Here is a 24,651-nt window from a genome sequence, read left to right on the forward strand (position 1 = left end):
AAATCCGCGTCTTCCCCAAAGCCTTCGCCTCCCTCCCCTCGGGTGAAGTACCATTGAGTCAACAGCGTGAGCCACCACTCGACCGGGAGGATCTCGACATGAAGACCCGCCTGTCGTTTGACCGCCTGGAAGGGGAGAGGAAAGAAATCGCCGTGCTCCTGGCCGACGACGGCACGTCGATCAATCTCCCGAAACGGTTCCTCCCCAAGGCGGCCCGCCCCGGCGACGTGTTGTCGCTCTCGCTCACACGCGACATCCAGGCCACTCGGCGCCTGGCCGACGAGACCCGGGCAATCCAGGCGGAGCTCAAGGCCACCGACCCCGGGGGGGACATCAAGCTATGAGAGGTCTCTCAAGCTTCATCGTCTCCCTCTGCCTCTGCATTCCGCTCGCGTCCTGCGCCCCTCCGGCACCCCCTCACGCCATGCCGGGGGCGGTCACCGTCTCGATCCTCGACGTCGGCCAGGGCGACGCGATTTTGGTCCGGTCCCCCGAGGGAAAAACGGCCCTGATCGACGCGGGCCAATCTTCTTCCAACATCGTGTCAACGCTCGAACAACAAGGCATTAGCACGCTCGACCTCGTCGTCGTCAGCCACCACCATGCCGATCACTATGGCGGCATGGAAAAGGTCATCCGCGCCTACCACCCTCGAGTTTTCCTGGCCTCGTCGTCCTCGCACACGAGCGAGCCTTACCTGAGACTGCTCCGACTTGTGCGCGATCGGGGCATTCAGGCGATCGGTCCATTGCAGGCGCCTCGAAAGATTGAGCTCGGTACGGTCGTCCTCACAATCTTTCCCCAAGCCCCGAATGACCCCAAAGAAGAGAACAATAACAGCATCGGCATCCGGGTCGAGTACGGGAGTTTCTCAGTCCTTCTTCCGGGCGACGCCCAAACGCGAGAGCGACGGTGGTGGGAACGCATGGCCCCCAACCTTTGCGCCGACGCCACCGTGCTGAAACTGGCCCATCACGGCAGCCGCAACGGAACCGACGCACGTTGGCTCGATCTGGTCCGCCCCCAAGTCGCCGTGGCCAGCATGGGGAAAGACAACGAATACCGCCATCCCCACCCCGAGATCGTGGAACTCCTGGCCCGATCCCAGATTCCCCTGCTCCGCACCGACCGCGACGGAACGGTGACGATCCGGAGCGACGGCCTCCACTGGCAGGTCTTCACCCACCCAGAGGTTTCGACCGGCTGGCCCATTTTCGACCAGCGCAAGAGCGACCGGTCCCGGGGAGATCGACGCTCCCCCCCCAAGCCTTCCTCGGGTCTGATCAACATCAACAAGGCCAGCAAGACCCAGCTCAGGAAAATCCCCGGAGTCGGTCAAGTCATCGCCGATCGGATCATCAAGGGGAGGCCGTACCGAACGGTCGACGACCTGGTCCGCGTCGAAGGGATCGGGGAGAAGCGGCTCACGGAAATCCGCCCGTACATCCGGGCGCGATGAAGCCGGGGCGACACGCTCGCTTCGTCGGAAGCGCCTCACCCCGGGGGGATGGATCAGGACAAAAGAGCCCCGATCGACGTCCCCTGACTCAGCGAGATCGGCCGACCGACCGGAGAGACGTTCTCCTTATGAGGCTCGAGCCCGACCGCCTTCAGAATCGTGGCATGAATGTCGGCGACCGCTGTCGGTTTCGTCGGGTTCTTAACCCCCTCGGGATCGGTCTCGCCAATCACGAGCCCGCCACGGATCCCGCCCCCGGCGATGGCCAGGCTGAATCCGTTCGGCCAGTGGTCCCGGCCTCCGGCCAGGTTGACCTTGGGAGACCGGCCGAACTCCCCGGTACAGAGAACCACCGTCTTGTCGAGGGTTCCCCGTTGCTTCAGATCGCGAATCAAGGCGCTGAGAGCTGGATCGAGAGTCCCCGCTAGCTTGCGGTGGGTCGCGTGGTTGTTGACGTGAGTGTCCCACCCATCCAGCGTGACTTCAATGCAACGGACCCCGACCTCGGTGAGGCGGCGGGCCGCCAGACAGGCCCGGCCGAACGGGGTATCACCATAGCTCTCGCGAATCGCGGCGGGTTCCTGCTTCACGTCGAACGCTTTCAATTGGGCCGACGTCATCATCACGCGGGCGCGCTCGATCGTCTCGCGATGCAAGGTCGCCGCGACCGGGCTTCGCCGTCCCCGGCGGAACGCACGCTCGACAACCTCGAGGTCGATCACGCGCTGGGCGTCACGCGAAGGCGCGACGTGCGAGGTCACGTCAGGCAACGGTCGGAGCGGGTCGCCCGTTTTGAAGGCGTCGAATTCTCCCCCCAGGAACCCGCCCCGCGCCGGCCACTGGCCCGGCAGGATCGAGATGTGCCGGGGAATGCCCGTCCCCCCCATGGGGAGCTCGTGGCAGCAGATAGCGCCGATCGATGGATGCTCGACGGTCGGGTCCGGCCGATACCCGTTCTTCATGAAGTAGGTTCCGCGCTCGTGATCCCCCTCCTGGCTGACCAGCGACCGGACCAGCGACACCGACGTCATCACCTCGGCCAGCCGTTCATAGCCCTGGGCGAGCTGTACCCCCTTGACGGCCGTCGCGATCGCCCGGGTCCCTGCGGCAATCGGCTTGCCCGGATGCGGGTCGAACGTCTCGAGTTGGCTCGGTCCGCCGGCCAGCCAGATCAGGATCACCGACTGCGCCGGCTCCCGACGCGTCTCCGCCTGCGAAGCCAGGAGGTGGCCGACCGGAGTCAACCAACTCAGCCCCGCCAACCCGGCAAACTTCAAGAGGTCCCGGCGCCCCGGAAAAACCAGGCTTTCGTCCAGTCGCGACCGGTGAGCATGTCCGGGAACGGAGCCATTCCGATGTCCCATGCGAACTCCAACACTGACGAGGTGAGGGCAGGTCCCGTTCTGCCACGGTCAGACCAGCGAGGAACGCCAAGTTCCCAGGAACTCTTTTCCATTCGACTTATCCAAAGCTACCCAGCCAAAAACTCCCTGGTTTCATCCGCCACGGAAATCGCAAAAGCCCAAGGACTCGCGCTCGACTCAACCTGCCACGATTCTCTCCCGCACCCTCTTGACTTCTCCCCACGCGGTTTTTAAGGTCACCCTTAGTTAATAATGTTTCTTAACTATTCGACATTGTGGCGATGCGGTCCATTGCACATGGAGTGCGACACATTCCGGGAGCGTATCCATGAGGCATACAGCGGGAAGAATGGGCCAGGTGCTCGACAGGCTTCAAGCTGTTGGGATAGCGGCCGTCGGTCTGGTCGCACTCGGTGGAACGTCGGTTGCCGGTGAGGCTCCGGATTTCGATCGCCAGGTTGCGCCGATTTTGATCATGCGTTGCCTCGAATGCCATAACGAGGCCGGAGCGGTTGGCGGCCTGGTCCTGACCGGAATCGACGCGTTGAAGCGTGGCGGTGAGAGTGGCGAGGCGATCGTCGCGGGGAAACCCGAGGAAAGTTTGCTCCTCGAGCGGGTCGTGGACGGAGAGATGCCCCCGAAACGGCAAGGGCACTCGCAGAAGCTCTCCGAGCCGGAAATCGAAACGTTGCGTGCCTGGATCGCGGCCGGTGCCCCCTGGCCGGCCGGCCGCAAACTCGACCGCGATGAGAAGACGACCGCGGTGCGTGCGGGACGCGACTGGTGGTCGCTTCATCCGCTCGAACGGCCCGGCGTGCCCTCGACACAACGGGCGGACTGGGCCAAGAACCCGATCGACTCCTTCATCCTCGCGAAGTTGGAAGCCGAAGGGATGCGTCCCGCTCCGCGAGCCGAGCGCCACCAATTGATCCGCCGCGCCTTCTTCGACTTGCTCGGCCTCCCCCCCAGCGTTCAAGAGGTCGACGCATTTGTCCGCGATGAGTCGCCCATGGCCTATGAACGATTGGTCGCGAAGCTGCTCGACTCGCCGCAATATGGCGAGCGCTGGGGACGTTACTGGCTCGATCTCTCGCGCTATGCCGAGACCAGCGGCTACGAGCGTGACCAGGAAAAACCAGGGGCCTGGAAGTACCGCGATTGGGTCGTCCGCTCCATCAATGAAGACAAGCCTTACGATCGATTCGTCCAAGAACAGCTCGCGGGTGACGAACTCCCGGAACGGAACGAACAGACGGTCATCGCCACGGGGTTCTTGCGGCTGGGCACCTGGAATGACGAACCCAACGATCCACAAGACTACAAATACGAGCGTCTTGAAGACCTCGTTCATGTCACGAGCACGGCTTTCCTGGGCATGACGGTCAAGTGCGCTCGCTGCCACGATCACAAGTTCGACCCGATCCCACAGACCGACTATTACCGCCTTGCCGCCACGTTTTGGTCCGGTCCGATCGAGCCCCGCAAGAATGAGCTTTTGGGCGGTCCGAGCCGCGAAGAGTTAGGCTATGACGTCCTCGGATGGACCGATGTGACGCGCGACCCTCCGGCGTTCCACCTGCTCCACAAGGGCGAGCTCAGTCGCCCCGGCCCTGTCGTGCCGCCTGGCGTCTTGTCGATGATTCCGAGCCTGGACAAGCCCTTTGCTCCTCCTCCGGCCCAATCCAAAACGACCCAGCGCCGGCTTCAATTGGCGAGTTGGATCACTGACCCGCGCAACCCTCTCACGCCTCGCGTCTACGTCAATCGGCTCTGGCAGCATCACTTCGGTCATGGACTTGTGAGTTCATCGGATAATTTCGGGTTCAACGGCCAAAAGCCAACGCACCCGGAACTCCTCGACTGGCTGGCTGCGGAGTTGATCAGCGGGGGTTGGAAATCAAAACCGATCCACTTCCTGATGATGACCTCCCAGGCCTACCAACAATCCACAATCCACCCCGATCATGAGTCTTATTCCAAGCAAGACGCCGACAACCGCCTGGTCTGGCGGGCGCTCCGCCGAAGGCAGGACGCGGAAGCGCTTCGAGACGCCATGTTATCGGTGAGCGGCCAGCTTGACTTGCGCGTCGGCGGACCAAGTTTCCAACCGGTCATCAATCCGGAAGCGCTCGAAGGCTTATCCAATAGCAAAACGTACGCAGCGCCCTCGCCTGCAAGCGAACAAGGCCGACGCAGCCTCTACATGTACTCGAGGCGTAGTCTGGTCCATCCGCTCATGACCACCTTTGACTTTTGCGATACGACCCAACCTTGCGGCGAGCGTGACATCAGCGTCGTCGCTCCGCAGGCCTTGGCCTTGCTCAACGGGGCGTTCGTTCACGAGCAGAGCCGGCGCGTGGCCGACCTCGTACTCGCTTCCGCGAGCCAGGATCGAGCGGCCCCCGTCGAAGGAGCATGGCGCCGAGTCCTGGCACGCTCCCCGAGCAAGACCGAACTGGCGGCGGCTCTTGAGCATGTTGAGCGACAGTCGCTTCGGTTTCGTGACGACCCTGAAGTGGACACGCTTGCCCTCGCATCGCTTTGCCATGTTCTGATCAACAGCAACGAATTCATTTTCGTTGATTGAACGCGATCGCTGTAGGAGCCCGAATGATGAGCGAGAAACGGCTCTTCCCGTGCGGCCAATCGCGCCGGGAGTTTCTGTGGGAAATGGGTGGGGGTTTCGCCGGCACCGCCTTGGCAAGTCTTCTAGCCCTTGATGGATTTGCTCCACGACCGGCGATGGCGGCCACAATCGACAAGAACACGCTCGCGCCGCGTGCCGGGCATTTTCCCGGGACCGCCCGCAACGTCATCTTCCTGATGATGAATGGTGGGCCGAGCCAGGTGGATACATTCGACCATAAGCCTATATTGGAAAAGTACGCGGGGAAACCACTCCCCGCCGACAAGAAATTCATCAACTCCGGCGGACGCAAGGTGGGCTATCTGACCCCTGCCTTTCGCAAATTCCGTCCCGGCGGCCAAAGTGGTTTGATGATTTCCGACTATTTCCCCAGGGTCCGCGACCACGCCGATAAACTCGCCGTGATTCGGTCATGCCACACCGACAGCCATGCACATGGGTCGGCCCTGGTGGCGATGAACACCGGCAAAACGTTCATCGGCCGCCCGTCGCTGGGGAGTTGGGCCGTCTACGGTCTTGGTAATGAAAATCAGAACATGCCGGGCTATGTCGTTATTCTTGACAAGCGAGGAGGCCCGATCAGCGGCCAGCCCAACTGGACCAGCGGCTTCATGCCCGCGGGGTTCCAAGGCACCTTGTTCCGCCCCACCGGAAACCCGATCCTCGATTTGAAGGGACCGGACTACCTCAACGGATCACCCCAGCGCGAACAGCTTGACCTGCTCGCTCGCCTGAATCAGGAGCACCTCGACTCGCGGCCGGGAGGCCATGAGTTGGCCGCCCGCGCCGCCTCGTACGAGTTGGCCTATCGAATGCAGGCGGAAGCCCCGGAAGCCGTCGACCTCTCCCAAGAGAACGAAAAGACGAAGTGCATGTACGGCGTCGGCCAACAACCGACCGATGAATTCGGGCGCAACTGTTTGGTCGCGAGGCGACTCGTGGAACGGGGGGTCCGGTTCGTCCAACTCTACTCCGGCGGCGGCCATCTCGATGACACCTGGGATGCCCATACGGACATCGAGGCCAATCATTCGCGCCATGCGGCGGAAGTCGATCAACCGATCTCCGCGCTCCTCACCGACCTTCAGCAGCGAGGTCTGCTGGAAACCACACTCGTCGTCTGGGGCGGTGAGTTCGGCCGGATGCCTTTCAGCGAAGGCCCGGGCGAAAAAGGGCGCAACCACAACCCTTATGGTTTCTCCATGTGGATGGCCGGCGGCGGTGTCAAGGGAGGGGTAGCTTACGGTGAGACCGATGATTTCGGTTTTGAAGCCGTTCAGAACAAAGTTCACCTTCATGACGTCCACGCGACAATCCTTCATCTGTTGGGTCTGAACCATGAAATGCTGACCTACTTCCACGAAGGTCGCGACCAGCGGCTGACCGATGTGGCGGGTCGGGTGGTCCGTGACATTATCGCTTGAATGGGCTTTCCCTGGTTCTCGAGCGCAAGCACCGTTATGTCGTCGATGATTCAGCCGCAACTTCTCCGTCGAATGACCGTCCGAAGAGTGTTGGAAGTTCTTCGCGATCGTGGTCCTTGCACCCGTGCGCATCTCACCCGACTCTCGGGCATCAGCGCACCGACGGTTGCCAAAGCCGTTGTCTCGCTGCTTGAGTCGGGTTTGTTGGAAGAAGGCGATTCGATCCAAGGAGCGCCGGGCCGACCAGGGACGTTGATGAGGCTTGCTCGTGACCGGGCGCAGGTGATCGGGGTCGTTCTCGACTCCTCACTCTGCACCATGATCTCGGCCGGACTCGACGGCACCATCCATGAAGCAGGACGTGTTGACTTCCCCACGCCTGACTCTTACGAGGCGTTGCTCGAGCAGATTTCCTTGCTTGCGAATACCCTGATCTCACGCGAAGGGGTCAAAACGCTGGGCCTGGGGATCAGCACGCCAGGGCTGATCAACAGCCGGACCGGTCGGGCAATGTTGTCGCCCAACCTGCACCTGACCGATGGGCATTCGCCAGCGCGTGACCTGAGCCAGCGGTTAGGCATCGACTGCGTGATGTATCAAGAAACGCAGGCCCTTTGCCTCGGCGAGCGCATGTATAGCGCTCCCGAACCGCTCGACGATTTCGTGATGCTCGAAATCAGCACGGGGCTCGGCGTCGGCGTCGTCATGGACGGACGATTGATGGAAGGCCACAGCGGCTTGGCGGGCGAGTTGGGACACGTCACAGTCGCGCTCGATGGCCCGCTTTGCGGCTGTGGAAATCGAGGATGCTTGGAAACGCTGGCCACCGATTCCGCCCTCACCCGTGGTATTTCCGAGCAGCTCGGACACGCGGTCAGTCTCGATGACGTGAAGCGATTGATCCACGACGGCAACACAATTGCCGAACGCGAACTTCACAAGGTTTGCGAATATCTAGCGATCGCCATCGCCGCAGCCATCAACCTCTGGAATCCGTCGACCCTCTTCGTCCACGGTCGACTCTTTGACGTTCGTGACGGCTTATTCGAGACCGTCTGCGATCTCACCCAGCGCAGAACCCTCGCCCCCTCCCTCGCCGACTGTCGAATCCTCCGCGCACGTTGGAGCAAACAACAAGGGGCCGTGGCAGGAGCGATTCACCACCTGATCGATGCCCACGGGCCGATTCTGGATGAGTCGCCGTAGCCAAGGAGAATGGAGGGGAATCCTCCGACATCTCTCTAGCCTGGATTTCTCACCCTATTCTTTCGGGGTCCGATCGCTCGACGATTTCGACGGCTCGCCCCCGCCACCCGCGGCCTGCGTGGTCTCCCGCTTGCTCATCACGTCGGCGTGGACCTGATCGGACCTCTTCACGCCAACGCGAACCTGGTTCCTCAGGCCCCCGCGCCCAGGCGGGGGCGCACCCCGATCCTCACCCCTCCTCAGGGAGGGGCTTTCCCGCCTCATTTGACTGGGTCTCCTCGTTTCAGCACCTCGGGATCAAGGGCCCCGACCGCGCCAAGTTGGTGTGCACACGCCGAAACACTTCCGCATACGGACAACCGCTCGAGAACTTCACCCACACCTTGCGAACCGTCACCCGCACCAACGCCCCGATCTTCAAGAGCTTCAGACGGATCGTTTGGCACTGCGCCTCGGCCATCGCCGTTCCCGCCAGCCCCAGCCGCCGCAACGCCTCCAGCAACACGTAGGCGATCGAGGAGAAGAACAGCCGGATCTGGTTGGCACGCATCGTGTGGGCACTGGTCCGATCGGCGAACAGATGGAGTTGCTGCTCCTTGATCCGGTTCTCCATCTCACCGCGACCGCAGTAGTCTTGCTCGTACAGCGGCGGCGCCGCTCGTTCCTCGACCGTGAGCGACGTGACCACGAACCGCGGGTTGGCCCCCTTGCCCAGATGCTCGGCCTTGGCCACCACCCGACGTTCTCGGCTCCAGGTCTTCTGCGTTTGATAACGCAACTCGGCGAAGACCCGGGACGGCTGTTTCGTCGCCTCGAATTGCTGGCGTGCTTGGGCCAATTCCGTCGCGATCGCCGCCGTCAGCCGGGTGTTCTTGGCCAGGCCGATCAGGTAATCCACGCCGTTGTCCTCACACCAGCGAAGGATCTCCTCGCGGCAGAACCCGCTGTCGGCGCGGATCAGGATCTTCACCTGAGGCCACGCCTGGCGGATCTGCGAGACGATCCGCTTGAGGGACTTCACCGAGCCGGCGCTGGCATCAATGTCGGAGGGACGCAGCCGGGCACAGAGCAGGTGGTCGCCGCAGAAGATGTAGAGCGGGAGATAGCAGTATCCCTTGTAGTAGCCGTGGAAAAAGCGGCCAAGTTGGCGGCCATGGACCGTGTCGTCGGTGGCGTCGAGGTCCAAAACGATCCGCTCGGGGGGTCGGCTGTGGGCCTGAAGAAAGAGGGTAACGAAGAGCCGTTCGACCTCATGGGTCTGACAGGTGATCTTCTTGTAACGGCTCTGTCCGTCGGCCCCGACAGGGGTCAGTTCCAAGCGGTTGAGGGTACTCTTGCCAGCCAGCGGCTTGCCGCGATCGCGGAGCCGTGGCCGGTCCTGGCCGGTGGGATCGGTCTTGCCGACGACGGTGGCCAGTAACGGATCGCAGCGGAGATCGTCGTGGTCGTTGAGGTCTTCGTAGCCCAAGGCCAGACCATAGACGCGTTGGGCCAGGAGGTGTTCCAGGGGGTGCTCGACGAGGTCAGGATCGCGATGGTCGGTAAAGCAGGCGGCGAACTGGCGGATGATCCCGGTGCGGGCTTCGATCTGACGGAGCAGAAGTGCACCGCCGTCGGAAGAGATGGCGCCCCCGTCAAAATCGGCGAGCACTTGGCGGTGACCGAGGATGGAAAAGTCGAGGTAAGTCGAGTTACACTCTGTAGCCATCGGGCTGCCTTGGTTCGGTGTCAAAAGTGGTTGTCGCAATTCCACCTATGACACGCAAGGCAGCCCGATTCAATCCCTGGTGAGAAATCCAGGCTAGCCCGCGTCTCCGAAGCAGCAACAAGGCAACCCATGCCGATCCGGACAGTCTTGAGGAAATCAAGACTTGGCCCGATCGACATTGGTTATTGCCTGGTGCGCGTGGTCGATCGTTCTTACCGCGTCGACGATGCCCCGTTGTTCTTGAGGCCCGCGAACAGGTCAAGGAGCGTTTTCACGATCTTTTCGGACGCCTCGACCTCGACTTTATTCGTTCCCATCCAGGTTTCGTAACCGCCGAGCGCGTGATGGCGAGGGGTCGGCAGATAGCCGTAGGAACCGTTGGCCAGTTCGATGGTGAAGCTCGGTTTGAACGGGCTCTTCTGCTTGATCTCGAGCCCGCTCTCGGTGAACACTTCAAACGGGATGGCGGCGATCCCGAGGTCACCGAGGCGGAAGGTTTGCAGGAGGACCTGGACCTCCGACGGTGAGTCGTACAGCAGCAAAACGCGGTCGGCATAGGCTCGTTCGTGAGGGCCGGTCGGCTTGGCGTTTGCCGGCTTGGCCAGGACCTTGAGGGCGTAGTCCCGCTGCGCCTCGGTTGGCTTCCGAACGCCCAGGGTGAGTTCACGTTGGGCCGCGCCGAGTTCGACCCAGTTGTGGAACGTAATCGACGAGTGTGCCTTGAATACGGCGTCCGCGACCTCGTCGGCCACCTCACGCATCTTTTGGTAAGGGGCTTTCGGCTCACCCGGCGTGCGGAAGTTGATGTTGTTGACGTCCCCACTGGTCCCGTTGGACATGATCCCGACGAAGGGAGGCTCAAGCCGGTCGGCCTTGAGAAGCTGCTGCATCCGGTCGGCGAAGACGGCGAAGTAGTCGGCCGAGACATGGCCCAAGGGGACACCGCCCACGTAGTGGAGCGAGTAATTCGCGAGCAGAGCGATGGGCCGGCCGTCGAGGGAGCGGAGCGAGAGGAACGAGACTTGCGGATCGGTCGGGCCGGCCGGTTCGAGCAGGGTCGCCGCGCCGCTGCCGGGGTTCATCTTGACCTTGTCTTCACCGCCAAACGGATTCGGGTTCGGGGTGCCCGGCTTCAAGTGCCAGCGCCGATTAAAGACCTGGGAGGGCACGTCGACCGCTCCCCAACCGATCTGTGCAGGGGCCAGGTTGTCAGCCGCCTGGCGAATCCCATCGGCAATCCGCCGGACGAGGAACTGCTGATAGCCCACGAGTTCCTTGTCAGCGACAAGCGCGTTCTCCCCCCGCGCGGTGGTCGCCGAATGAGAGTGGGTTGCCGACATCAAGATGTGGTCGCTCGGGATACCGGTCGTCTCCTGGACCAACTTCTTGGCAGCGTCAAAGACCTCCCGAGGAATCCCGACGTTGTCGCAGATGGCGAAGGCAAGCCGCGTCTTCCCATCATCAAGGACGATGCATCGCGCATGCAGCTCGTCGTGAATATGAGTGGCTGCGGGCGTATCAAAGTTACCGACGATCGGCTCGCCGAGTGGCGGTGTGATGTTGCTGGCAAACGCCCCGGCCCGAAACAGAGGCTTCCCCGCGACCCGCTCAACGACCTGGGACTGGCCCAGCGAGGGGCCGGCCACACCGTGGATGGCGAGCATCAGACAACAGGAGCTCACCATGAGCCTTCGGGCCTGACGAACCCAGGTACTCCATCCCATCACACTCATCGATTGATCCTTTCCAAAAAAAAAGGTCGACGACCCGCCTGGCCAAGTGCAAGGAACTCGGCGGCGAGAATCTCAATAGGGCCGGCCCCCCTGTTGCGCAATGGGGTCAGAGCCAAGAGCCGTCGAATTTCCCCAGCATAGGGGGACGGTTTGGCTTGAGCCAGCACCAAGAATCCTTCAGGAAAGTAATCTCCCGATGGCCCCCCTGGGACCGCGGGCGACCCGCCCGCTCTTAAATGAACGAAAATCAAACAAAATCAATTATATGAAATTAAACTTAAATTACAGGCGGGTCGCCCGCGATCCCAGGGTGGGGAGGGTGAGAACGAAGAGGAGGCGACGGCTCCCACTTGGGAAAGGAGAGTCCCGTCAATGGTTCCAGGAGAATTCCGTGGCGTTGAGCAGAGTCCAGAAGAAGTCGGCCATGCGTTCGCTTCGCTTGTCGCCCCGGGTGCCCGCAAGTCGGGCCTCGAAGTGGGCCGACTCTTCGGGAGTTGGCCGCCTGGTCAACACGGTCAGGTAGGCAACTTCCACCGAAGCGCGATCGGTCTGGGCCAGTGAGCCGACTCGCTTCGCGGCGTTGAAGAAAGTGTCCCTGGTTTTGTTCTGGACCAACTCACCGTTCATCATCAATAGACGCTGGGGAATGGTACCGCAACCCGTGCCAAACTCGTCCTCGCCGGTATCGCCGTAGCGGTTTACGAAGTCGCGTTCACCGAGCGAGCGGGCCAGCCGGACCAAGATCGGCGAATCACTGTCGATCGTGGACAGGGAGCCGGCCTGAATCACACCACCGACGATCTGCTCAGGCCGCAGGCGGGTGATCGGAAAGACGGACCATCCCTGCTCCTGCGACTCACTGACGTCCTCTTCGGTCGCGCTCTCGAGTTGGAAAACCTCGGTGGCGACGATCAACCGAATCAGCCGCTGCAAGTCGTACCCGTGGGCCACGAAGTCGTCGGCCAGCTCGATCAGGACGGGAGGAAGGTCGCTCTCGGGGGGGAGGTCGTCGATCGGCTCCACCAGCGCTCGCCCGAACATCAGCGCCCAGACGCGGTTGACGGTCGCTCGGGGGAAGTACGCGTTCTTGGGATCGGTGACCCAGCGGGCCAGTTGCGATCGGAGCGGCCCGTCAGCCGGCCGGAGCTCGGGGAGGAACGGGACGTGCGGCGCGATCGTTTCCAGTTTGCCGGTCTTGCGGTTGGTCACCTCAAACTTGGTCGATCGATCGCGAATGCCGGTGAGGCCGGTGCCGACCTCGCCGAAGAAGGCGGCCAACCCTTGGAAATCGCTCTGCTTCCAGGGCTGGAAGGGATGATCGTGGCATTGGGCACAATCGAGCCGGACACCAAGGAAAGCGCGGGCCGTCCGGCCGGCGAGGCGTTCGGCATCGGGACGCTTAGTCTCGGGGTCGTAAGTGACGGTCACGAAGTTCGTGGCCGGCCGGTCGGTCCAGATCCCGTTCGCGGCGATGAGCTCGCGAATCAACTGGTCGTAAGGTCGGTTGGCCAGCAATTGGTCGCTCAGCCAGGTGAGAAACCGGCGTCTGCGATAAAAGAGGAACGGGCCCCCCTCGGTCCCCACATAGGTCCGCGCCAACCGCTCAGCCAGATAGTCGGAGGCGCGTCGATCGCGGAACAGGCCGTCGAGTCGATCATCCAACCGCCGACCAGACGGCCCGGCCTCGAAGCGACGGATCTCCTCGAGCGACGGGATCGACCCGGTCAACGCCAGTTCCATACGCCGGAGAATCGTCAACTCGGCGGCCCGCTTGGCAGGCACCAGCCCCTCCTCGGTCCACTGCAGCCGGAACGATCGGTCGACCCGAGCCACCAACTCAGGCGGGACCGGGGATTGGGTTGGTCGCTGGATGGGGGCGGAGGACCTGGGCGGGAAAAAATTCGCACGCAGCGCAGCGGCCCCGCCAAGCATCAGCGCTAAGAAAAGGATGTTCCGAATCCACATTGACGGTCCTCCCCCTCGGCTCCTGCTCCGTTCGCAAAGGAGTTACCACCCAGCCTGCCGAAACGTTTCAGCAATCCGGCCCGCTTCCCCCTGTTTGTTTTTTTGAAACCAGGCGGTCGAATCGCCTGTAGTTCCTGGCATGAACAACGTTTTGGTGCTCACGATGGCGGGCGAGCCCGTCGATGGGGTCGAGTTCGAGGACGGCGATCCGCTGGGCGGCCCTGCCCTGGTTGATCCGGCCTGCCCCGAGGCCACAGTTCCGCAACCGGCCCTGCTCCGCCGCATTCGGGACGGGATCGGCTCCGCAAGTGAATGGCTTTTTGGCGGGTTCGCGCTCGTCATGGGCCTCGCCATCCTGTCGGCAACCCCCGTCCTGCAACTGCTCAGCTTCGGCTACCTGCTCGAGTCGGGAGGGCGGGTAGCTCGCACCGGGCGATTGCGCGACGCGCTGATCGGGGTCCGCCGGGCGGCCCGCCTGGGAAGCATGGTGATCGGCTGCTCACTGGTACTCTTACCGCTCCGGCTCATCGCGTCGTGGACCACCTCGGCACAGCTCGTTGATCCGGGAGGACCGATCGCCCGGCGTTGGCGGATTGGGCTGCTCATTCTGACGGCGCTCACGGTGCTCCACATCATCACCTCCTGTGCGCGAGGCGGGAAACTGCGTTACTTTTTCTGGCCATTCGCGACCCCGCGCTGGCTCGTCCGCCGACTGCGACGCGGTGAGATCTACGCATCGGCACGCGACGAAGTCTGGGATTTTGTCACGGCGCTGAGGTTTCCCTACTACTTCCGGCTCGGACTCCTCGGGTTTGTCGGCACGATGGCCTGGCTGTTGGTCCCCGTGACACTGATCGCACTGGGACGACGATTCCCGCCGGTCGCGTTCCTCGGTGGGTTCTTGCTGGCGATCATCTCGCTGGCGCTCCCGTTTCTCCAAATGCGGTTTGCCGCCGAGAACCGGTTTGCCGCGCTCTTCGAGTATCGAGCGATCCGTGAACGGTTCCGCCGCGCCCCCTGGGCGTTCGCCTTCGCAGCCTTCCTGACCCTCACGTTTGCGATCCCCCTCTACCTGCTCAAAATCGAGATGATCCCCCGCGAGACCGCCTGGCTCCCCAGCCTCGTTTTTCTCGGGTTCATTTTCCCGGCCCGAACCCTGACCGGCTGGGCCTACGCCCGCTCCGGACGCCGCGAACAGCCGCGCCACTGGTTCTTCCGCTGGACGAGCCGCCTGGGCATGTTCGCGACGGGCCTGACCTACGCCCTGATCGTTTTCTTCACACAGTTCACCGCCTGGCAAGGGATCTGGAGCCTATACGAACAGCATGCGTTTATGCTTCCTGTTCCCTTCTTGAACATGTGATAGGACCGGCAGTCGTCTCGCTTCCCCATCGGTCGTTTCGCCGCGCGGCGGGTAGAGTCTTGACACATGCCTCTCGACCCGAGACCATTGCTGCTTCGTACGACGTCCGGATCGACTCGCCCGCCCTCGTTCGCAAAGGCTCGATCGCCGTGCCTGTTCGACCTCGATCGACCCGCCGAAGCCGTCTCAGGTCTCACGACATGACCGTGATGATGCTGGTGGCTCTCGGGCTGGCCGCGGGAGCCGGACCGACCGCCTCGGGCGCCACCGTCACCGCAACTTCCAGCCACGCGGCGGTTCCTGACGGTCACCAGTGCAAGTGCAAGTCGTGCCGCGGTTTGACCTCGTGCTGCTGCTCTCCGGCCAAAGCAAAGCCAAGCCCTCCGGCGCGTCCCGACTCCAAGTCGTCGACCACCGGGCAAATCCAGGCTGACGCCGGACCTTGCCTCAGTTCGGCTCCTTGCGGCGGCGGTGAGGGGCTCCCCACGTCCGCAGCCGGTTTGACCATGGGCAAGGCGGTCACCCTGACGAATGGGACGATTCTCCGGCCGAGCTTGACCGCTCAGGCTCACCTCTTCACAGCGGACTCACTCCGCTCGGCCCTCCTTGCCGACCGCCTCGACGATCCACCCGAAGGTCGCGTTCCCACCTGTTCTTGAGTTCTCAGATCGATCTCCGCTAGGGCGATGCGTTCAGACGTCATCACCGTTAGCGGGGTCGTCTTGCTGTCTTCCTCGTGAACTGGAACCGGCCCTCGACCGGCGTGCGTCTCGTCTCCGTTCGTTTCGACGATGCGCGCTGTGTCTCCTTCAGGCGGATCGGAGTGCGCGCATGCGCCGTCGTGGTTTTACGCTGATTGAATTGTTGGTCGTGATCGCGATCATCGCGGTTCTCATCGCCCTGCTCCTCCCCGCCGTGCAGGCGGCGCGTGAGGCGGCCCGGCGGTTGCAGTGTGTGAGCAACCTGAAGCAGATCGGGATCGCCCTCCATAACTACGAAAGTTCCAAAGGGGCGTTCCCCTCGGGCCGCACCAATTATCCCAACGTCTGGTCGTCGCTCTCGCAGCTCTTGACTACAATGGAAGGGACAAACCAGTACAACGCCCTCAACTTCAGCTTCCCGTCGGTCGACCTGACCGCCTCGGGCGGCCTGACCAACGCTCCGAACACGTCCGTCGTCTCGACGGCCCTCAAGATCTTCCTCTGCCCGAGCGATGGGGTTGAGCGAATCATCCCGGACTTTGGCGCGACCAACTACGTGGCCTGCGCAGGGACGGGGACGACCAACGGGGGCAGCTTCAAGGTCGTCTCCGGGTTTCCGGCTCCCGACGGCGTCCTCTACGACACAAGCTGCATCCGGATGGCCGACATCAGCGACGGACTGAGCAACACGGTCGCCTTTGGCGAGACCGTCAAAGGGTCGGGCCGGAACAGCAGCGGCCCTTTGCCTGAGGACCGCGCCCGGCAGTTCGCCGAATTCTTGACGAGTTCCGCTCCGCTCACCCCCGATACGTGCCTCGCGCCCACCCAGTGGACCGGGGATCGAGGTCGCGAATGGGCGCGAGGCAGCTTCGTGATGGCCGCCTACAACCACTTCAACACGCCGAACAGTCGCATTCCCGACTGCACGAACTCGGGTCGGGCCGCCGCCCTGACCGCCGCCCGCAGCCTGCACTCGGGAGGGGTCAACACCCTCTTCTGCGACGGTCACGTTCAGTACATCAAGGAAAGCGTGAACCTGACGTCGTGGCGTGCGATCGCGACCCGCAACGGCGGCGAGGTCGTCTCGAGCTCGGACTATTGAGCCAAAGCGGCCCACTCCAACATTCGCATCGGAGTCAATGATGACCAAGTCTATCGTTCTGGCCGTGGCCCTGATGGCGGTCGGCGGTTTTGCCATGGGGTGGATGGCCTTCGGCGTGCGGTCTCGAACCGCTCCGGTTCCGCCGGCACTTGCAACGGCCGCCAAGAAAGCGGCGCGTCCGGTCGAGGTCGAGCGCCGCTATGTGCTCCGCCCCGAGGATATCCAGGCCGATCGCGAGACCCCGGCCGTCGCAGTCGACGACCAGGGTCACGTGGTGGTCGCCTGGGCCTCGCAGACCGGCGACCTCGAACGGACGATCTATCTGCTCCGTTCCTCCGACGGCGGGGCGAACTTCGCCGCTCCCGCCCCCTGGCGCAAGGTGCCAATCTATAAGTTCCAGTCGAAGTCGCCCGGCAAGGCGATGACCTTCTCAACCCACGTCCTGCCTCGCCTCACCGCGAGTGCCGGATCGCTCTGGCTCGGCTGGGTTGAAGCCGTCAACGGCGGCCCCGACGTCCGCTACCTGGTCGCCCGCTCGACCGACGGAGGTGCCTCGTTCTCGGAACCGGTCAGCGTCCACGGCGAGAAAGCCGTGCGCCCCGGCTTCACTTCACTTTCGACCGGAGCCGATGGAACCCTCTGCGTCTCCTGGCTCGACGGCCGGAACCAAGGGCAACAGCCGTTCCTCTCGCTCGGGAACAAAGGAAGTGACGGGTTCGGCACCGAGGAACTCGTTTTCGCCGGTCCCGAGGGGAAAGGGATCTGCCCCTGCTGCGACCTCTCGGTGGCGCGCTCAGCGCAAGGATCAACCTTCGTCGCCTTCCGCAATAGCGACGCGGGCAACCGAGACATCTATCTTGCCCAATCCGAATCCGGCGAAAAGGCCGCGTTCCAGCCCCCGGTGCCGGTCACCTCGGAGCACTGGAAATTCGAAGGGTGCCCGCACGATGGCCCTTCCCTCGCCTTGAGCGGCGACCGGCTCCACCTCCTCTGGATGGACGCCCATACGGGCAAGAACCGGGTCTACGCCGCCAGTTCGGAGCTCCCGTCGCTGTCCTTCTCGCCGCGCGAGGTGAGCCAGGGATCGAAGGGGGCACAAGGGCACCCCAAACTGATCGCCGACGCGTCAGGAACCTTGCACGCCGTCTGGGACGAGAGCCTCGATCCAGCCCCCGCATCCAAGACTGAAGGGGGGCACGGCGGACACTCCCACAGCGCTCCCCTGACAGGCGGGGGCCGGGCGATCATGTACGCGACCTCCAAGGCAAACGGCGTGTTCGGCCCCACCCGGGCGATCGCCCCGCACGCGGGAGCGTTTCAGCTCAATCCGGCGATCGCCGTCAGCCCGGTGGGCGACGTCTTCATCGCCTGGAATGAACTCGACACCGAGGGCAAGCAGGTCGTCCTGGTCCGGCTCGCTCCCACGGAGCCTGACCACCGATGAGACCAACATCGCTTGAGGGACTCCCCCCCACCGACAATACCGAGGCGCTCGAGCCCCAGCGAACCGCGCCCGCCCGATCGGTCGTTCGAGGGTTCATGTACGCAGCCCTCGGCCTGGGGATGATGATCCTCTTCGCAGGGTTGGCCTGGTCGATTCGAGGGGGGATGGAGCCCCCTTCCACGGAACTTGAAACCGCTCCGCAAACAAACGTGGTCTCGGCTCCCGATCCGCAGATCGTCTCGTTCAAAAAAGGGAGACTGGCGTACCAGGTTCACTGCACCCGTTGCCACGGCCCCGAGGGACGGGGCGACGGTCCCGACGCGATGGCGCTGCGGCCTCCCCCACGCGACTTTGCCACACGCCCCTGGTCACACGGAGAGACCCCCGAGGCCATCCGCGCCGTGATCCGCCAAGGAATTCCCGGCACCGCGATGACCGGTTGGAGCGAACTCCTCTCCCCCCAAGAGCTCGACGCGGTCGTTGATTACGTGGGGACTCTCGGGCCTCTCCCCTCGCAGAATACCGAAGCCAGCGACGCCCGGAAGGCGCTCTTGCGTCGTGCCGGATTCGAACCGGTCGAGCCCACGATCGCCGCATCGCCACTCACCTTCGAAGGTCTCGACGGCCGAAAACAGACCCTCGATCAGGAGCAAGGGAAAGCAATCCTCCTCATCTTCTGGGGGACCACCTGCGCTCCCTGCATGGACGAACTCCCCTCCTTGGATCAGGTCGCAAAGGAGTTCGCTGACGCCCCCCTCGCGGTCCTCCCGATTTGCGTCGACGAACCCGACGACGAACTCGTCCGCGAAGTCGCGCGAACCCGGACTAAGCATCTCCCCTTATTCGTCGATCGGACCGGCCTGGCTCGGATCCAATACGACGTGCAAACGCTCCCCTGCGCCGTCCTGATCGATCCTGAAGGTCGTCAAGTCGGCCGGCTCCAAGGGGGGAAGGATTGGTCGAGCGAGACCGTTCAGACACTCCTTCGGACCATCACATCTCAAGCAACCGACTTGAAATAGCGGAACCGCCTGGAGCGGTTTTCCTTTGCTGTGCCTACCGCGCAAGATTTGCTGTCCGCCTCTCGCCTGCGCAAATTCGCAGAGCCACACCAATTCAATCCATGCCTATTGTCCCACAATCCTATCGATTCATTGTCACTCAAGAAGATCCTCTGGCCGACCAGCCCGCATTCGTTCGACCGGCGAGTCAGGCTTGACCGTTGAAAAGGTCGTCGGTCCTCGTAGCCCCACCCCAATGCGTTCCCTTGGCCGAGATCATGACATCCGACGGCGGGCCGGGCCGCCGAGGTTCCCTTGTGGCGATGGAGAAACCGGGGGACGCGACTCCCAGGTCGAATACCAAGCCAACAAGGCGAGCAGAAAGGATGATAAGAGCATCAGGGAAAGGATGAGGAGGAGAGCGTCCGCATCGAACCGCATCGACCGGCTGGTATTGTCGTTCAAGCTCCCCGTGTCGATCGCCAGAACGCCAAAAAGGTGGCCTGCCATGAGGAGGAGAGTCGACATCGAGAGGAAGACGCCGGCCCAGAGCGACCAGGCCCGGTTCCGGAGCGTGGACCAGCCGATCCCGATCAACGGGATGGCAAACCCAACGACACATCGAGCAAGGTGAAACGTGAGTTGGCGAGGATGGGCAACCTCGAGCAGGCCACAGCCAAGCAGGGCAAAGCCACTCGACGCCCGGGCAAGGATCGCCAGGCCGAGACCGACCGCAAAGAGCCCCGCAAGCCGGATCTGTTGGGGGGAACGGGCTCGGAAAAGTACGGCCTGAAAGAGGCCATGGTGCCGAGCCTGGATCGGTTGGCCCGTGAGGTAACGGTCAAGGTCTTTGGCAAAGGCTTCGGCCGTGTCGTAACGACGTCTCGGCTCCTTCTCGAGACACTTCAGGCAGATCGCCTCAAGGGCCCGGTCGACCCGTCGATTCAGATTTCGTGGCGAAACCGGGAGTTGTTCGCGAAGCCGTAGGAGGATTTCCGAAAGGCTCTGGCCTTCAATCGGGGGCTTCCCGGTAAACAAGGCATAGAAGATCGCCCCGAGGCCATAGACATCGCTCGCGACGGAGACCTCCGCGCGATGCCCCTCCGCCTGTTCCGGAGCCATGTAGGCTGGGGTTCCGATGACCATCCCCGAGATCGTCAGATCGGCCTCGACGCCGAACCGCTTGGCCAGGCCGAAATCGGCAATCTGCGGCCGGCCCTCGGAATCGAGCAGGATATTCGACGGTTTTAGGTCCCGGTGGAGCACCCCACGCTGATGCGCATGATGGACCGCACGCGCGATTTGCACCATCAGAACCGCAGCGGCCCGGGGATCGGCGGCATAGCGGCCCAGGTGATTGGCCAGGCTCCCCCCTTCGAGCAGGCGCATGCTGAAATAGCAGGTTCCGTCGCACTCCCCGACGTCGTAGATCGGCACAATCTGGGGATGATCGAGCAGGGCCAGCGCCTCGGCCTCGATCTGGAACCGGCGCAAGTTCTTGGTCGACGCCCAGGCGCCGGCGTCGATCGTCTTGAGCGCGACGAGACGATTGAGGCTCCGCTGCCGGGCGCGGTAGATCACGCCCATGCCGCCCCTTGCGATCTCGTCCAGCAACTCGTAATCGCCCAGGCGAGAGCCGATCCGGCCACGATCGAAGACGGGCGGCCCGGGCCTCTCATCCCAATCCGGGTCGGAACAAGGATAGGTGCGCGAGCCCACGGAAACGGGCCGGGCACGGACGTCATCGTTCCCGACGCCGATCCGCAGGACCTCCAGACAAGCTCTCAACCGGTCGGCGAGCGCCGGGTTCTCGGCCAACAGACGCCCCGGGTCGGCCTCACGCCCCGCCTCGACCTCAGCCAGAAAAGGCTCCAGGACCCGGGCAACCTCCACGTCGGAATCCCGCTCCTCGTCCATGGAAAGGCTTGGCGACAGTTCGTCGCAGTTCATCGGACTCCCTCCAAAGTCTGCCTGAGGGCCAGCATCGCCCGAGTCCACAGTTTGCGGACCGCATTGGTCGACCGGCCCATCCGGACCGCGATCTCCTCAATCGGAATCTGTTCCACATTCCGGAGGACGAAGACCTCGCGATAGTCCTCCGGCAACTGCTCAAGCGCCTCGGCAATCAAAACCGACTGCTCGTGATCCATGGCAATCGCGCTCGGTGAGAGCCCCGCATCCGCCAAGGCGGGTCGCACATCCGAGTGGGCTCGCTCGAGGGATTCCTGCCGGCCGTGGTTGCGACCTTGCGATCGGTGATATCTTGATTGATCGATCAGGGTGTGAATGAGGATGCGACGGAGCCAAGCGACGAGTTCCGGCTCCCCCTCACCGAGGAATCGCCCGAATTCGCGATGAGCTTTGAGAAAGGTTTCCTGCACAGCGTCGGACGGATCGAGCTTCGCCCGAAGCGCCTGACCGATCAGCGAGCGGCCGATCAGACGGAGATAATCGCGATAGAGCTCCAGCAAGTGCCCACGCGCCGCAACATCGCCGCCTCGGGCCAACTCCAGGTAACGTCCCAGGGCCGTATCCTCATGGATGTTCATTGGCGAGCCTCCGCTAGTTTCGAGAAACGGAACCCGACAGGCCATCAATCGAATGCGGACTTACCGTGGATTGCTCCCTCGTGAAACATTCGTTCAATCCAGATGCATGCAATTTCCGAAAATTGCACCACAATTCCTGAAGCCGAACCATCTGATGGGGGGGGAGAATCGAACCGCGATCGGGCTCGTTAGATGGAACGACGAATTGCGCCGATGTTGTCGTATCGGGCAAATTCCAGGCCGTGTTTCAAGAACCGCACCAGCATCGGTGCTCGTTAGCGAATCATCGCTAGCATCAAGAGACTGTCCCCAATAAGTAATCGAGCCGATTCTCGTTTGTCAAGACCTCCTATTTTGTTACGCGCAAAAGACATATCAATATTCTATTCAAATAAATTTTCGAATTCGGCTGATTTGCCAGAAAATTGCGTCCTTCCCTCATAGGAGGAAGACTTCGCTGACGGTACGGCGGCCCCTTCCCGAGTGGCGCTGGTTGCTCTCGACGGCGACTGGCAACGACATAGCGATCCAAGACGGCCTCCTAAACAGCACCTGCGAATCGCACAAGTCGTTCGGGCAAGAGGCGAGCCCAATCTCGATCCACGACGTCCCGAGGCAGCGAGGGATCCACCCTTCGTTTCAAGGGAATCACGATGACCATCATTCCTCCTTGTCCACACCTCGACAGAACGACAACGATAAGGATGAAACCGATGAGAAAGCCACGACGCCAGACTGCGCTTCAGGTCGAGTCTCTGGAAAGCAAAGCCGCGCCTTCTTCGTTCGTGCCAGTCTTGACCCAGAACACGTTCAATAATGTCGTTCAACAGATTGACCTGGCGGCAGGGAACTACGCGAAGACTCACAACGCCAAACAGTTCGACGCTCGCCTCGCCCAACTCTCCACTCGGATCCCGTTCGGACAAGCCCAGCTCCTTCCGACCTGGCGGGAAAATGAGAGTATCTACAACGGCACCCGAGATGGCTCAGGCGCGGTTATGGTCCAGGAGATCCAGGCGAACCTGATCCTCTACGTCCGGGCCGGAGTCCAATCCGGAGCCTTCCGGTTCCGTTGATCCGAAACCGCACGCGGACCGAAATGCATCACCTCCTTGCTCCGGCCAAGACGGCCTGAGTGGCGTTCGTTCTCTCTTCGTGCCAGCCTCCGCAAGCTGGATTTCGACGAGGAACGGATGTCCTGATTATTCTCAAACGAGTGGGGCACCGGCGTCAATGTTTTGCGACGCGAGCCGTGGAGTTGATGCTTGGCGGAAGCCCTCTGAGGCAAAAATGCAACGAAGCGGCAGGCGCGAATCCGAGCATCCATCCAAAACACCGAATACCCAAGACATCAGGTTACGATTGACACAATCGGTCCGCCAAGCCGCTTCGTCGACCAAGCGAACGGACGCGATCCGTAGATTGCGTTAGGCTTGGGTCTTGAGAAGAGGGTGCGTTTGGTTCATCATCAATGGCAGTAGCTCCCTCTTGGTCGGGGTGATCATGGGGGGATGGTCACCGTTGGTCGGCCGCAAGGGAGCCATATCCCCCATCCTCTTCTCGTCATCAAGTGTTGACATCGAAGAAAGTCAACAAGAGCGGGCTGCGGGTTACCCCCTGATGAATCTGACGTGGTCCGTGTTGGTGATTGACGATGAGCCCGGCATCCGACAATCTCTGAGGCTCTGCCTCGAACCGGACGGCGCGCGCGTTCTGGGGGTCGGCACGGCGTCGGGGGCACTCGAAGCGCTGGATCGTGGCCGATTCGACGTCGTGTTCCTCGATCTTTGGCTCCAAGCCGATTCAGGGTTGGCGATCCTGCCCGAGATCTTGCGTCGGCAGGCCGGGATTGGAGTCATCGTCATCACCGCCTTCGCCACCTTCGAGTCGGCCGTGGAGGCGATGAAACTCGGTGCGGTTGACTACTTGCCCAAGCCGTTCACCCCCGAGCAGGTACGGACGGCAGCGCGACGGGTCGTGACCGCCGACATCCTCAAACGACAGCTCCACGAGCTTCGGGACCGGCTCGACGAGGCGGAGGGGGAGAGCCGGTTCGAAACGAGGAGCCCGGCCTACGCCGCGTTCCTCGAGACGACGCGACGAGCCGCAGCCTCCGACGCCGTCATCCTCCTGAGAGGCGAGAGCGGGACGGGGAAGACGGTGCTCGCGCGCTGGATCCGGTCGCAGAGCCGGCGGGCCGACGGGCCGTTCGTCACGGTTCATTGCCCGCTTCTCTCCTCCGACCTGATGAGCAGCGTCCTCTTCGGACACCGCCGTGGCGCATTCACCGGGGCGGTGGCCGACGCTGTCGGCAAGGTGGAGGAGGCTCAGGGTGGAACCCTCTTTCTCGATGAGATCGGCGATCTCGGGCCCGATGCCCAGACCCGCCTCCTCCGATTCCTCAACGACCGGACCTACGAGCGACTGGGCGAATCGACGGACCGGAAGGCGGACGTCCGGCTGATCACGGCGACCAATCGGTTGCTCGAGGAAGAGGTCAAAGCAGGGCGATTTCGCGAGGATCTCCTGTTCCGCCTCAATGTGATCGGGCTCCGGGTGCCCGCCCTGCGCGAGCGGCCCGAGGATTTGCCGGCAATGGCGGGGCACTATCTCCGCTTTTTCGGGCAGCGTCAGGGTCGGCCGCACCTGACCTTTTCCCCCGAGTGCGAGGCCTCGATCGCGGCCTACCCTTGGCCAGGGAACCTGCGCGAACTCCGCAACGCGATTGAGCGGGCCGTCATTCTGGCCCCGTCCAGCGTGCTCGAGTCCGCAGACCTGGGCCTGGACTCGGCAGTCCTTCAGGATGGAGGCCGACGCCGAATCGAGCTGGGAGGCGACGTGCCTTTGGAGGACCTGGAGCGTGAGCACATCGCTCGGGTCGTGGCCCGTGCCCCGTCGTTCGAGGCGGCGGCAAAGGTCCTCGGGATCGACGTGACCACCCTCCAGCGCAAGCGAAAACGTTACGGCCTCTCCTGACTCACCCCC

Annotated in this window: 18 protein-coding genes; 12 read left to right on the forward strand and 6 right to left on the reverse strand. The window is 62.7% G+C overall.

The features are described 5' to 3' along the window. Positions 1 to 98 precede the first annotated feature (98 nt). Together SINAC_RS33020 and SINAC_RS33025 are read left to right on the forward strand one after the other, a co-directional pair. Positions 99 to 344 carry a DUF3006 domain-containing protein gene (locus SINAC_RS33020; protein ID WP_015249886.1) on the forward strand — a complete coding sequence of 82 codons (246 nt, stop codon included), beginning with the start codon at positions 99 to 101 and terminating at the stop codon, positions 342 to 344. Further along, the gene (locus tag SINAC_RS33025; RefSeq protein ID WP_015249887.1) at positions 341 to 1,459 is read left to right on the forward strand and encodes an MBL fold metallo-hydrolase; all 1,119 of its coding nucleotides are present in this window, start codon (positions 341 to 343) and stop codon (positions 1,457 to 1,459) included. Before SINAC_RS33020 ends, SINAC_RS33025 begins: the two co-directional genes overlap by 4 nt. Positions 1,460 to 1,512: 53 nt before the next feature. On the opposite strand, the gene SINAC_RS33030 is transcribed toward SINAC_RS33025, so the two are convergent. Further along, the gene (locus SINAC_RS33030) at positions 1,513 to 2,823 is read right to left on the reverse strand and encodes a DUF1501 domain-containing protein (RefSeq protein WP_015249888.1); all 1,311 of its coding nucleotides are present in this window, start codon (positions 2,821 to 2,823) and stop codon (positions 1,513 to 1,515) included. Between the two features lie 328 nt (positions 2,824 to 3,151). Between SINAC_RS33030 and SINAC_RS33035 the strand changes: the two genes are divergently transcribed. The 3 genes from SINAC_RS33035 to SINAC_RS33045 all read left to right on the forward strand — a co-directional run bounded on the left by SINAC_RS33035 (position 3,152) and on the right by SINAC_RS33045 (position 8,100). Then, positions 3,152 to 5,410 (forward strand): PSD1 and planctomycete cytochrome C domain-containing protein, encoded by a 2,259-nt coding sequence (locus SINAC_RS33035; protein ID WP_015249889.1) that lies wholly within the window; start codon positions 3,152 to 3,154, stop codon positions 5,408 to 5,410. 23 nt (positions 5,411 to 5,433) lie between these two features. Further along, complete coding sequence (locus tag SINAC_RS33040; RefSeq protein WP_020466457.1) at positions 5,434 to 6,894, forward strand: DUF1501 domain-containing protein; 1,461 nt, start codon at positions 5,434 to 5,436, stop codon at positions 6,892 to 6,894. Positions 6,895 to 7,149: 255 nt separating this feature from the next. After that, complete coding sequence (locus SINAC_RS33045; protein WP_157579477.1) at positions 7,150 to 8,100, forward strand: ROK family protein; 951 nt, start codon at positions 7,150 to 7,152, stop codon at positions 8,098 to 8,100. Positions 8,101 to 8,383: 283 nt separating this feature from the next. On the opposite strand, the gene SINAC_RS33055 is transcribed toward SINAC_RS33045, so the two are convergent. The 3 genes from SINAC_RS33055 to SINAC_RS33065 all read right to left on the reverse strand — a co-directional run bounded on the left by SINAC_RS33055 (position 8,384) and on the right by SINAC_RS33065 (position 13,506). Beyond that, on the reverse strand, positions 8,384 to 9,808 hold the full coding sequence (locus tag SINAC_RS33055; protein ID WP_015244773.1) for an IS1380 family transposase: 1,425 nt from the start codon (positions 9,806 to 9,808) through the stop codon (positions 8,384 to 8,386). A 212-nt stretch (positions 9,809 to 10,020) separates the two neighbouring features. Next, positions 10,021 to 11,541, reverse strand: coding sequence for a neutral/alkaline non-lysosomal ceramidase N-terminal domain-containing protein (locus tag SINAC_RS33060; protein ID WP_015249892.1), 1,521 nt, complete (start codon positions 11,539 to 11,541; stop codon positions 10,021 to 10,023). A 369-nt stretch (positions 11,542 to 11,910) separates the two neighbouring features. Next, positions 11,911 to 13,506: a DUF1549 domain-containing protein gene (locus SINAC_RS33065; protein WP_015249893.1), complete on the reverse strand. Its 1,596-nt coding sequence runs from the start codon at positions 13,504 to 13,506 to the stop codon at positions 11,911 to 11,913. Between the two features lie 139 nt (positions 13,507 to 13,645). On the opposite strand from SINAC_RS33065, the gene SINAC_RS33070 reads away from it, so the two are divergent. The 5 genes from SINAC_RS33070 to SINAC_RS33090 all read left to right on the forward strand — a co-directional run bounded on the left by SINAC_RS33070 (position 13,646) and on the right by SINAC_RS33090 (position 19,138). Then, positions 13,646 to 14,869 (forward strand): hypothetical protein, encoded by a 1,224-nt coding sequence (locus SINAC_RS33070; RefSeq protein WP_015249894.1) that lies wholly within the window; start codon positions 13,646 to 13,648, stop codon positions 14,867 to 14,869. A gap of 200 nt (positions 14,870 to 15,069) precedes the next feature. Further along, complete coding sequence (locus tag SINAC_RS33075; protein ID WP_015249895.1) at positions 15,070 to 15,528, forward strand: hypothetical protein; 459 nt, start codon at positions 15,070 to 15,072, stop codon at positions 15,526 to 15,528. A gap of 172 nt (positions 15,529 to 15,700) precedes the next feature. Next, entirely contained in the window at positions 15,701 to 16,672 is a 972-nt protein-coding gene (locus tag SINAC_RS33080) for a DUF1559 domain-containing protein (protein ID WP_015249896.1), read from the forward strand. A 37-nt stretch (positions 16,673 to 16,709) separates the two neighbouring features. Then, on the forward strand, positions 16,710 to 18,116 hold the full coding sequence (locus SINAC_RS33085) for a sialidase family protein (protein WP_237722675.1): 1,407 nt from the start codon (positions 16,710 to 16,712) through the stop codon (positions 18,114 to 18,116). Beyond that, a complete protein-coding gene (locus SINAC_RS33090; protein WP_015249898.1) occupies positions 18,113 to 19,138 on the forward strand; it encodes a redoxin domain-containing protein in 1,026 nt (341 codons plus the stop codon). Before SINAC_RS33085 ends, SINAC_RS33090 begins: the two co-directional genes overlap by 4 nt. Positions 19,139 to 19,393: 255 nt before the next feature. Here the strand turns inward: SINAC_RS33090 and SINAC_RS33095 are convergent, their stop codons facing one another. Both SINAC_RS33095 and SINAC_RS33100 read right to left on the reverse strand, forming a co-directional pair. Beyond that, entirely contained in the window at positions 19,394 to 21,067 is a 1,674-nt protein-coding gene (locus SINAC_RS33095) for a serine/threonine-protein kinase (RefSeq protein ID WP_015249899.1), read from the reverse strand. Continuing rightward, on the reverse strand, positions 21,064 to 21,666 hold the full coding sequence (locus SINAC_RS33100; protein WP_015249900.1) for a sigma-70 family RNA polymerase sigma factor: 603 nt from the start codon (positions 21,664 to 21,666) through the stop codon (positions 21,064 to 21,066). Before SINAC_RS33100 ends, SINAC_RS33095 begins: the two co-directional genes overlap by 4 nt. Before the next feature lie 713 nt (positions 21,667 to 22,379). Between SINAC_RS33100 and SINAC_RS33105 the strand changes: the two genes are divergently transcribed. Together SINAC_RS33105 and SINAC_RS33110 are read left to right on the forward strand one after the other, a co-directional pair. Beyond that, positions 22,380 to 22,742: a hypothetical protein gene (locus tag SINAC_RS33105; protein WP_015249901.1), complete on the forward strand. Its 363-nt coding sequence runs from the start codon at positions 22,380 to 22,382 to the stop codon at positions 22,740 to 22,742. A 544-nt stretch (positions 22,743 to 23,286) separates the two neighbouring features. Continuing rightward, complete coding sequence (locus tag SINAC_RS33110) at positions 23,287 to 24,642, forward strand: sigma-54-dependent transcriptional regulator (protein ID WP_020466464.1); 1,356 nt, start codon at positions 23,287 to 23,289, stop codon at positions 24,640 to 24,642. The last annotated feature ends 9 nt before the right edge of the window (positions 24,643 to 24,651 follow it).

The organism is Singulisphaera acidiphila DSM 18658 (assembly GCF_000242455.2).
In the GTDB taxonomy this organism is placed as follows: Bacteria; Planctomycetota; Planctomycetia; order Isosphaerales; family Isosphaeraceae; genus Singulisphaera; species Singulisphaera acidiphila.

Excerpts from the sequence above, each read along its gene's own strand:
- SINAC_RS33030 (WP_015249888.1), bottom strand. The coding sequence starts at position 2,823 with ATGGGACATCGGAATGGCTCCGTTCCCGGACATGCTCACCGGTCGCGA.
- SINAC_RS33020 (WP_015249886.1), top strand. The coding sequence starts at position 99 with ATGAAGACCCGCCTGTCGTTTGACCGCCTGGAAGGGGAGAGGAAAGAA.
- SINAC_RS33025 (WP_015249887.1), top strand. The coding sequence starts at position 341 with ATGAGAGGTCTCTCAAGCTTCATCGTCTCCCTCTGCCTCTGCATTCCG.
- SINAC_RS33035 (WP_015249889.1), top strand. The coding sequence starts at position 3,152 with ATGAGGCATACAGCGGGAAGAATGGGCCAGGTGCTCGACAGGCTTCAA.
- SINAC_RS33045 (WP_157579477.1), top strand. The coding sequence starts at position 7,150 with ATGAGGCTTGCTCGTGACCGGGCGCAGGTGATCGGGGTCGTTCTCGAC.
- SINAC_RS33105 (WP_015249901.1), top strand. The coding sequence starts at position 22,380 with ATGAGAAAGCCACGACGCCAGACTGCGCTTCAGGTCGAGTCTCTGGAA.
- SINAC_RS33110 (WP_020466464.1), top strand. The coding sequence starts at position 23,287 with ATGAATCTGACGTGGTCCGTGTTGGTGATTGACGATGAGCCCGGCATC.
- SINAC_RS33090 (WP_015249898.1), top strand. The coding sequence starts at position 18,113 with ATGAGACCAACATCGCTTGAGGGACTCCCCCCCACCGACAATACCGAG.
- SINAC_RS33070 (WP_015249894.1), top strand. The coding sequence starts at position 13,646 with ATGAACAACGTTTTGGTGCTCACGATGGCGGGCGAGCCCGTCGATGGG.
- SINAC_RS33065 (WP_015249893.1), bottom strand. The coding sequence starts at position 13,506 with ATGTGGATTCGGAACATCCTTTTCTTAGCGCTGATGCTTGGCGGGGCC.
- SINAC_RS33055 (WP_015244773.1), bottom strand. The coding sequence starts at position 9,808 with ATGGCTACAGAGTGTAACTCGACTTACCTCGACTTTTCCATCCTCGGT.
- SINAC_RS33085 (WP_237722675.1), top strand. The coding sequence starts at position 16,710 with ATGATGACCAAGTCTATCGTTCTGGCCGTGGCCCTGATGGCGGTCGGC.
- SINAC_RS33075 (WP_015249895.1), top strand. The coding sequence starts at position 15,070 with ATGACCGTGATGATGCTGGTGGCTCTCGGGCTGGCCGCGGGAGCCGGA.
- SINAC_RS33040 (WP_020466457.1), top strand. The coding sequence starts at position 5,434 with ATGATGAGCGAGAAACGGCTCTTCCCGTGCGGCCAATCGCGCCGGGAG.
- SINAC_RS33095 (WP_015249899.1), bottom strand. The coding sequence starts at position 21,067 with ATGAACTGCGACGAACTGTCGCCAAGCCTTTCCATGGACGAGGAGCGG.
- SINAC_RS33060 (WP_015249892.1), bottom strand. The coding sequence starts at position 11,541 with ATGAGTGTGATGGGATGGAGTACCTGGGTTCGTCAGGCCCGAAGGCTC.
- SINAC_RS33080 (WP_015249896.1), top strand. The coding sequence starts at position 15,701 with ATGCGCCGTCGTGGTTTTACGCTGATTGAATTGTTGGTCGTGATCGCG.
- SINAC_RS33100 (WP_015249900.1), bottom strand. The coding sequence starts at position 21,666 with ATGAACATCCATGAGGATACGGCCCTGGGACGTTACCTGGAGTTGGCC.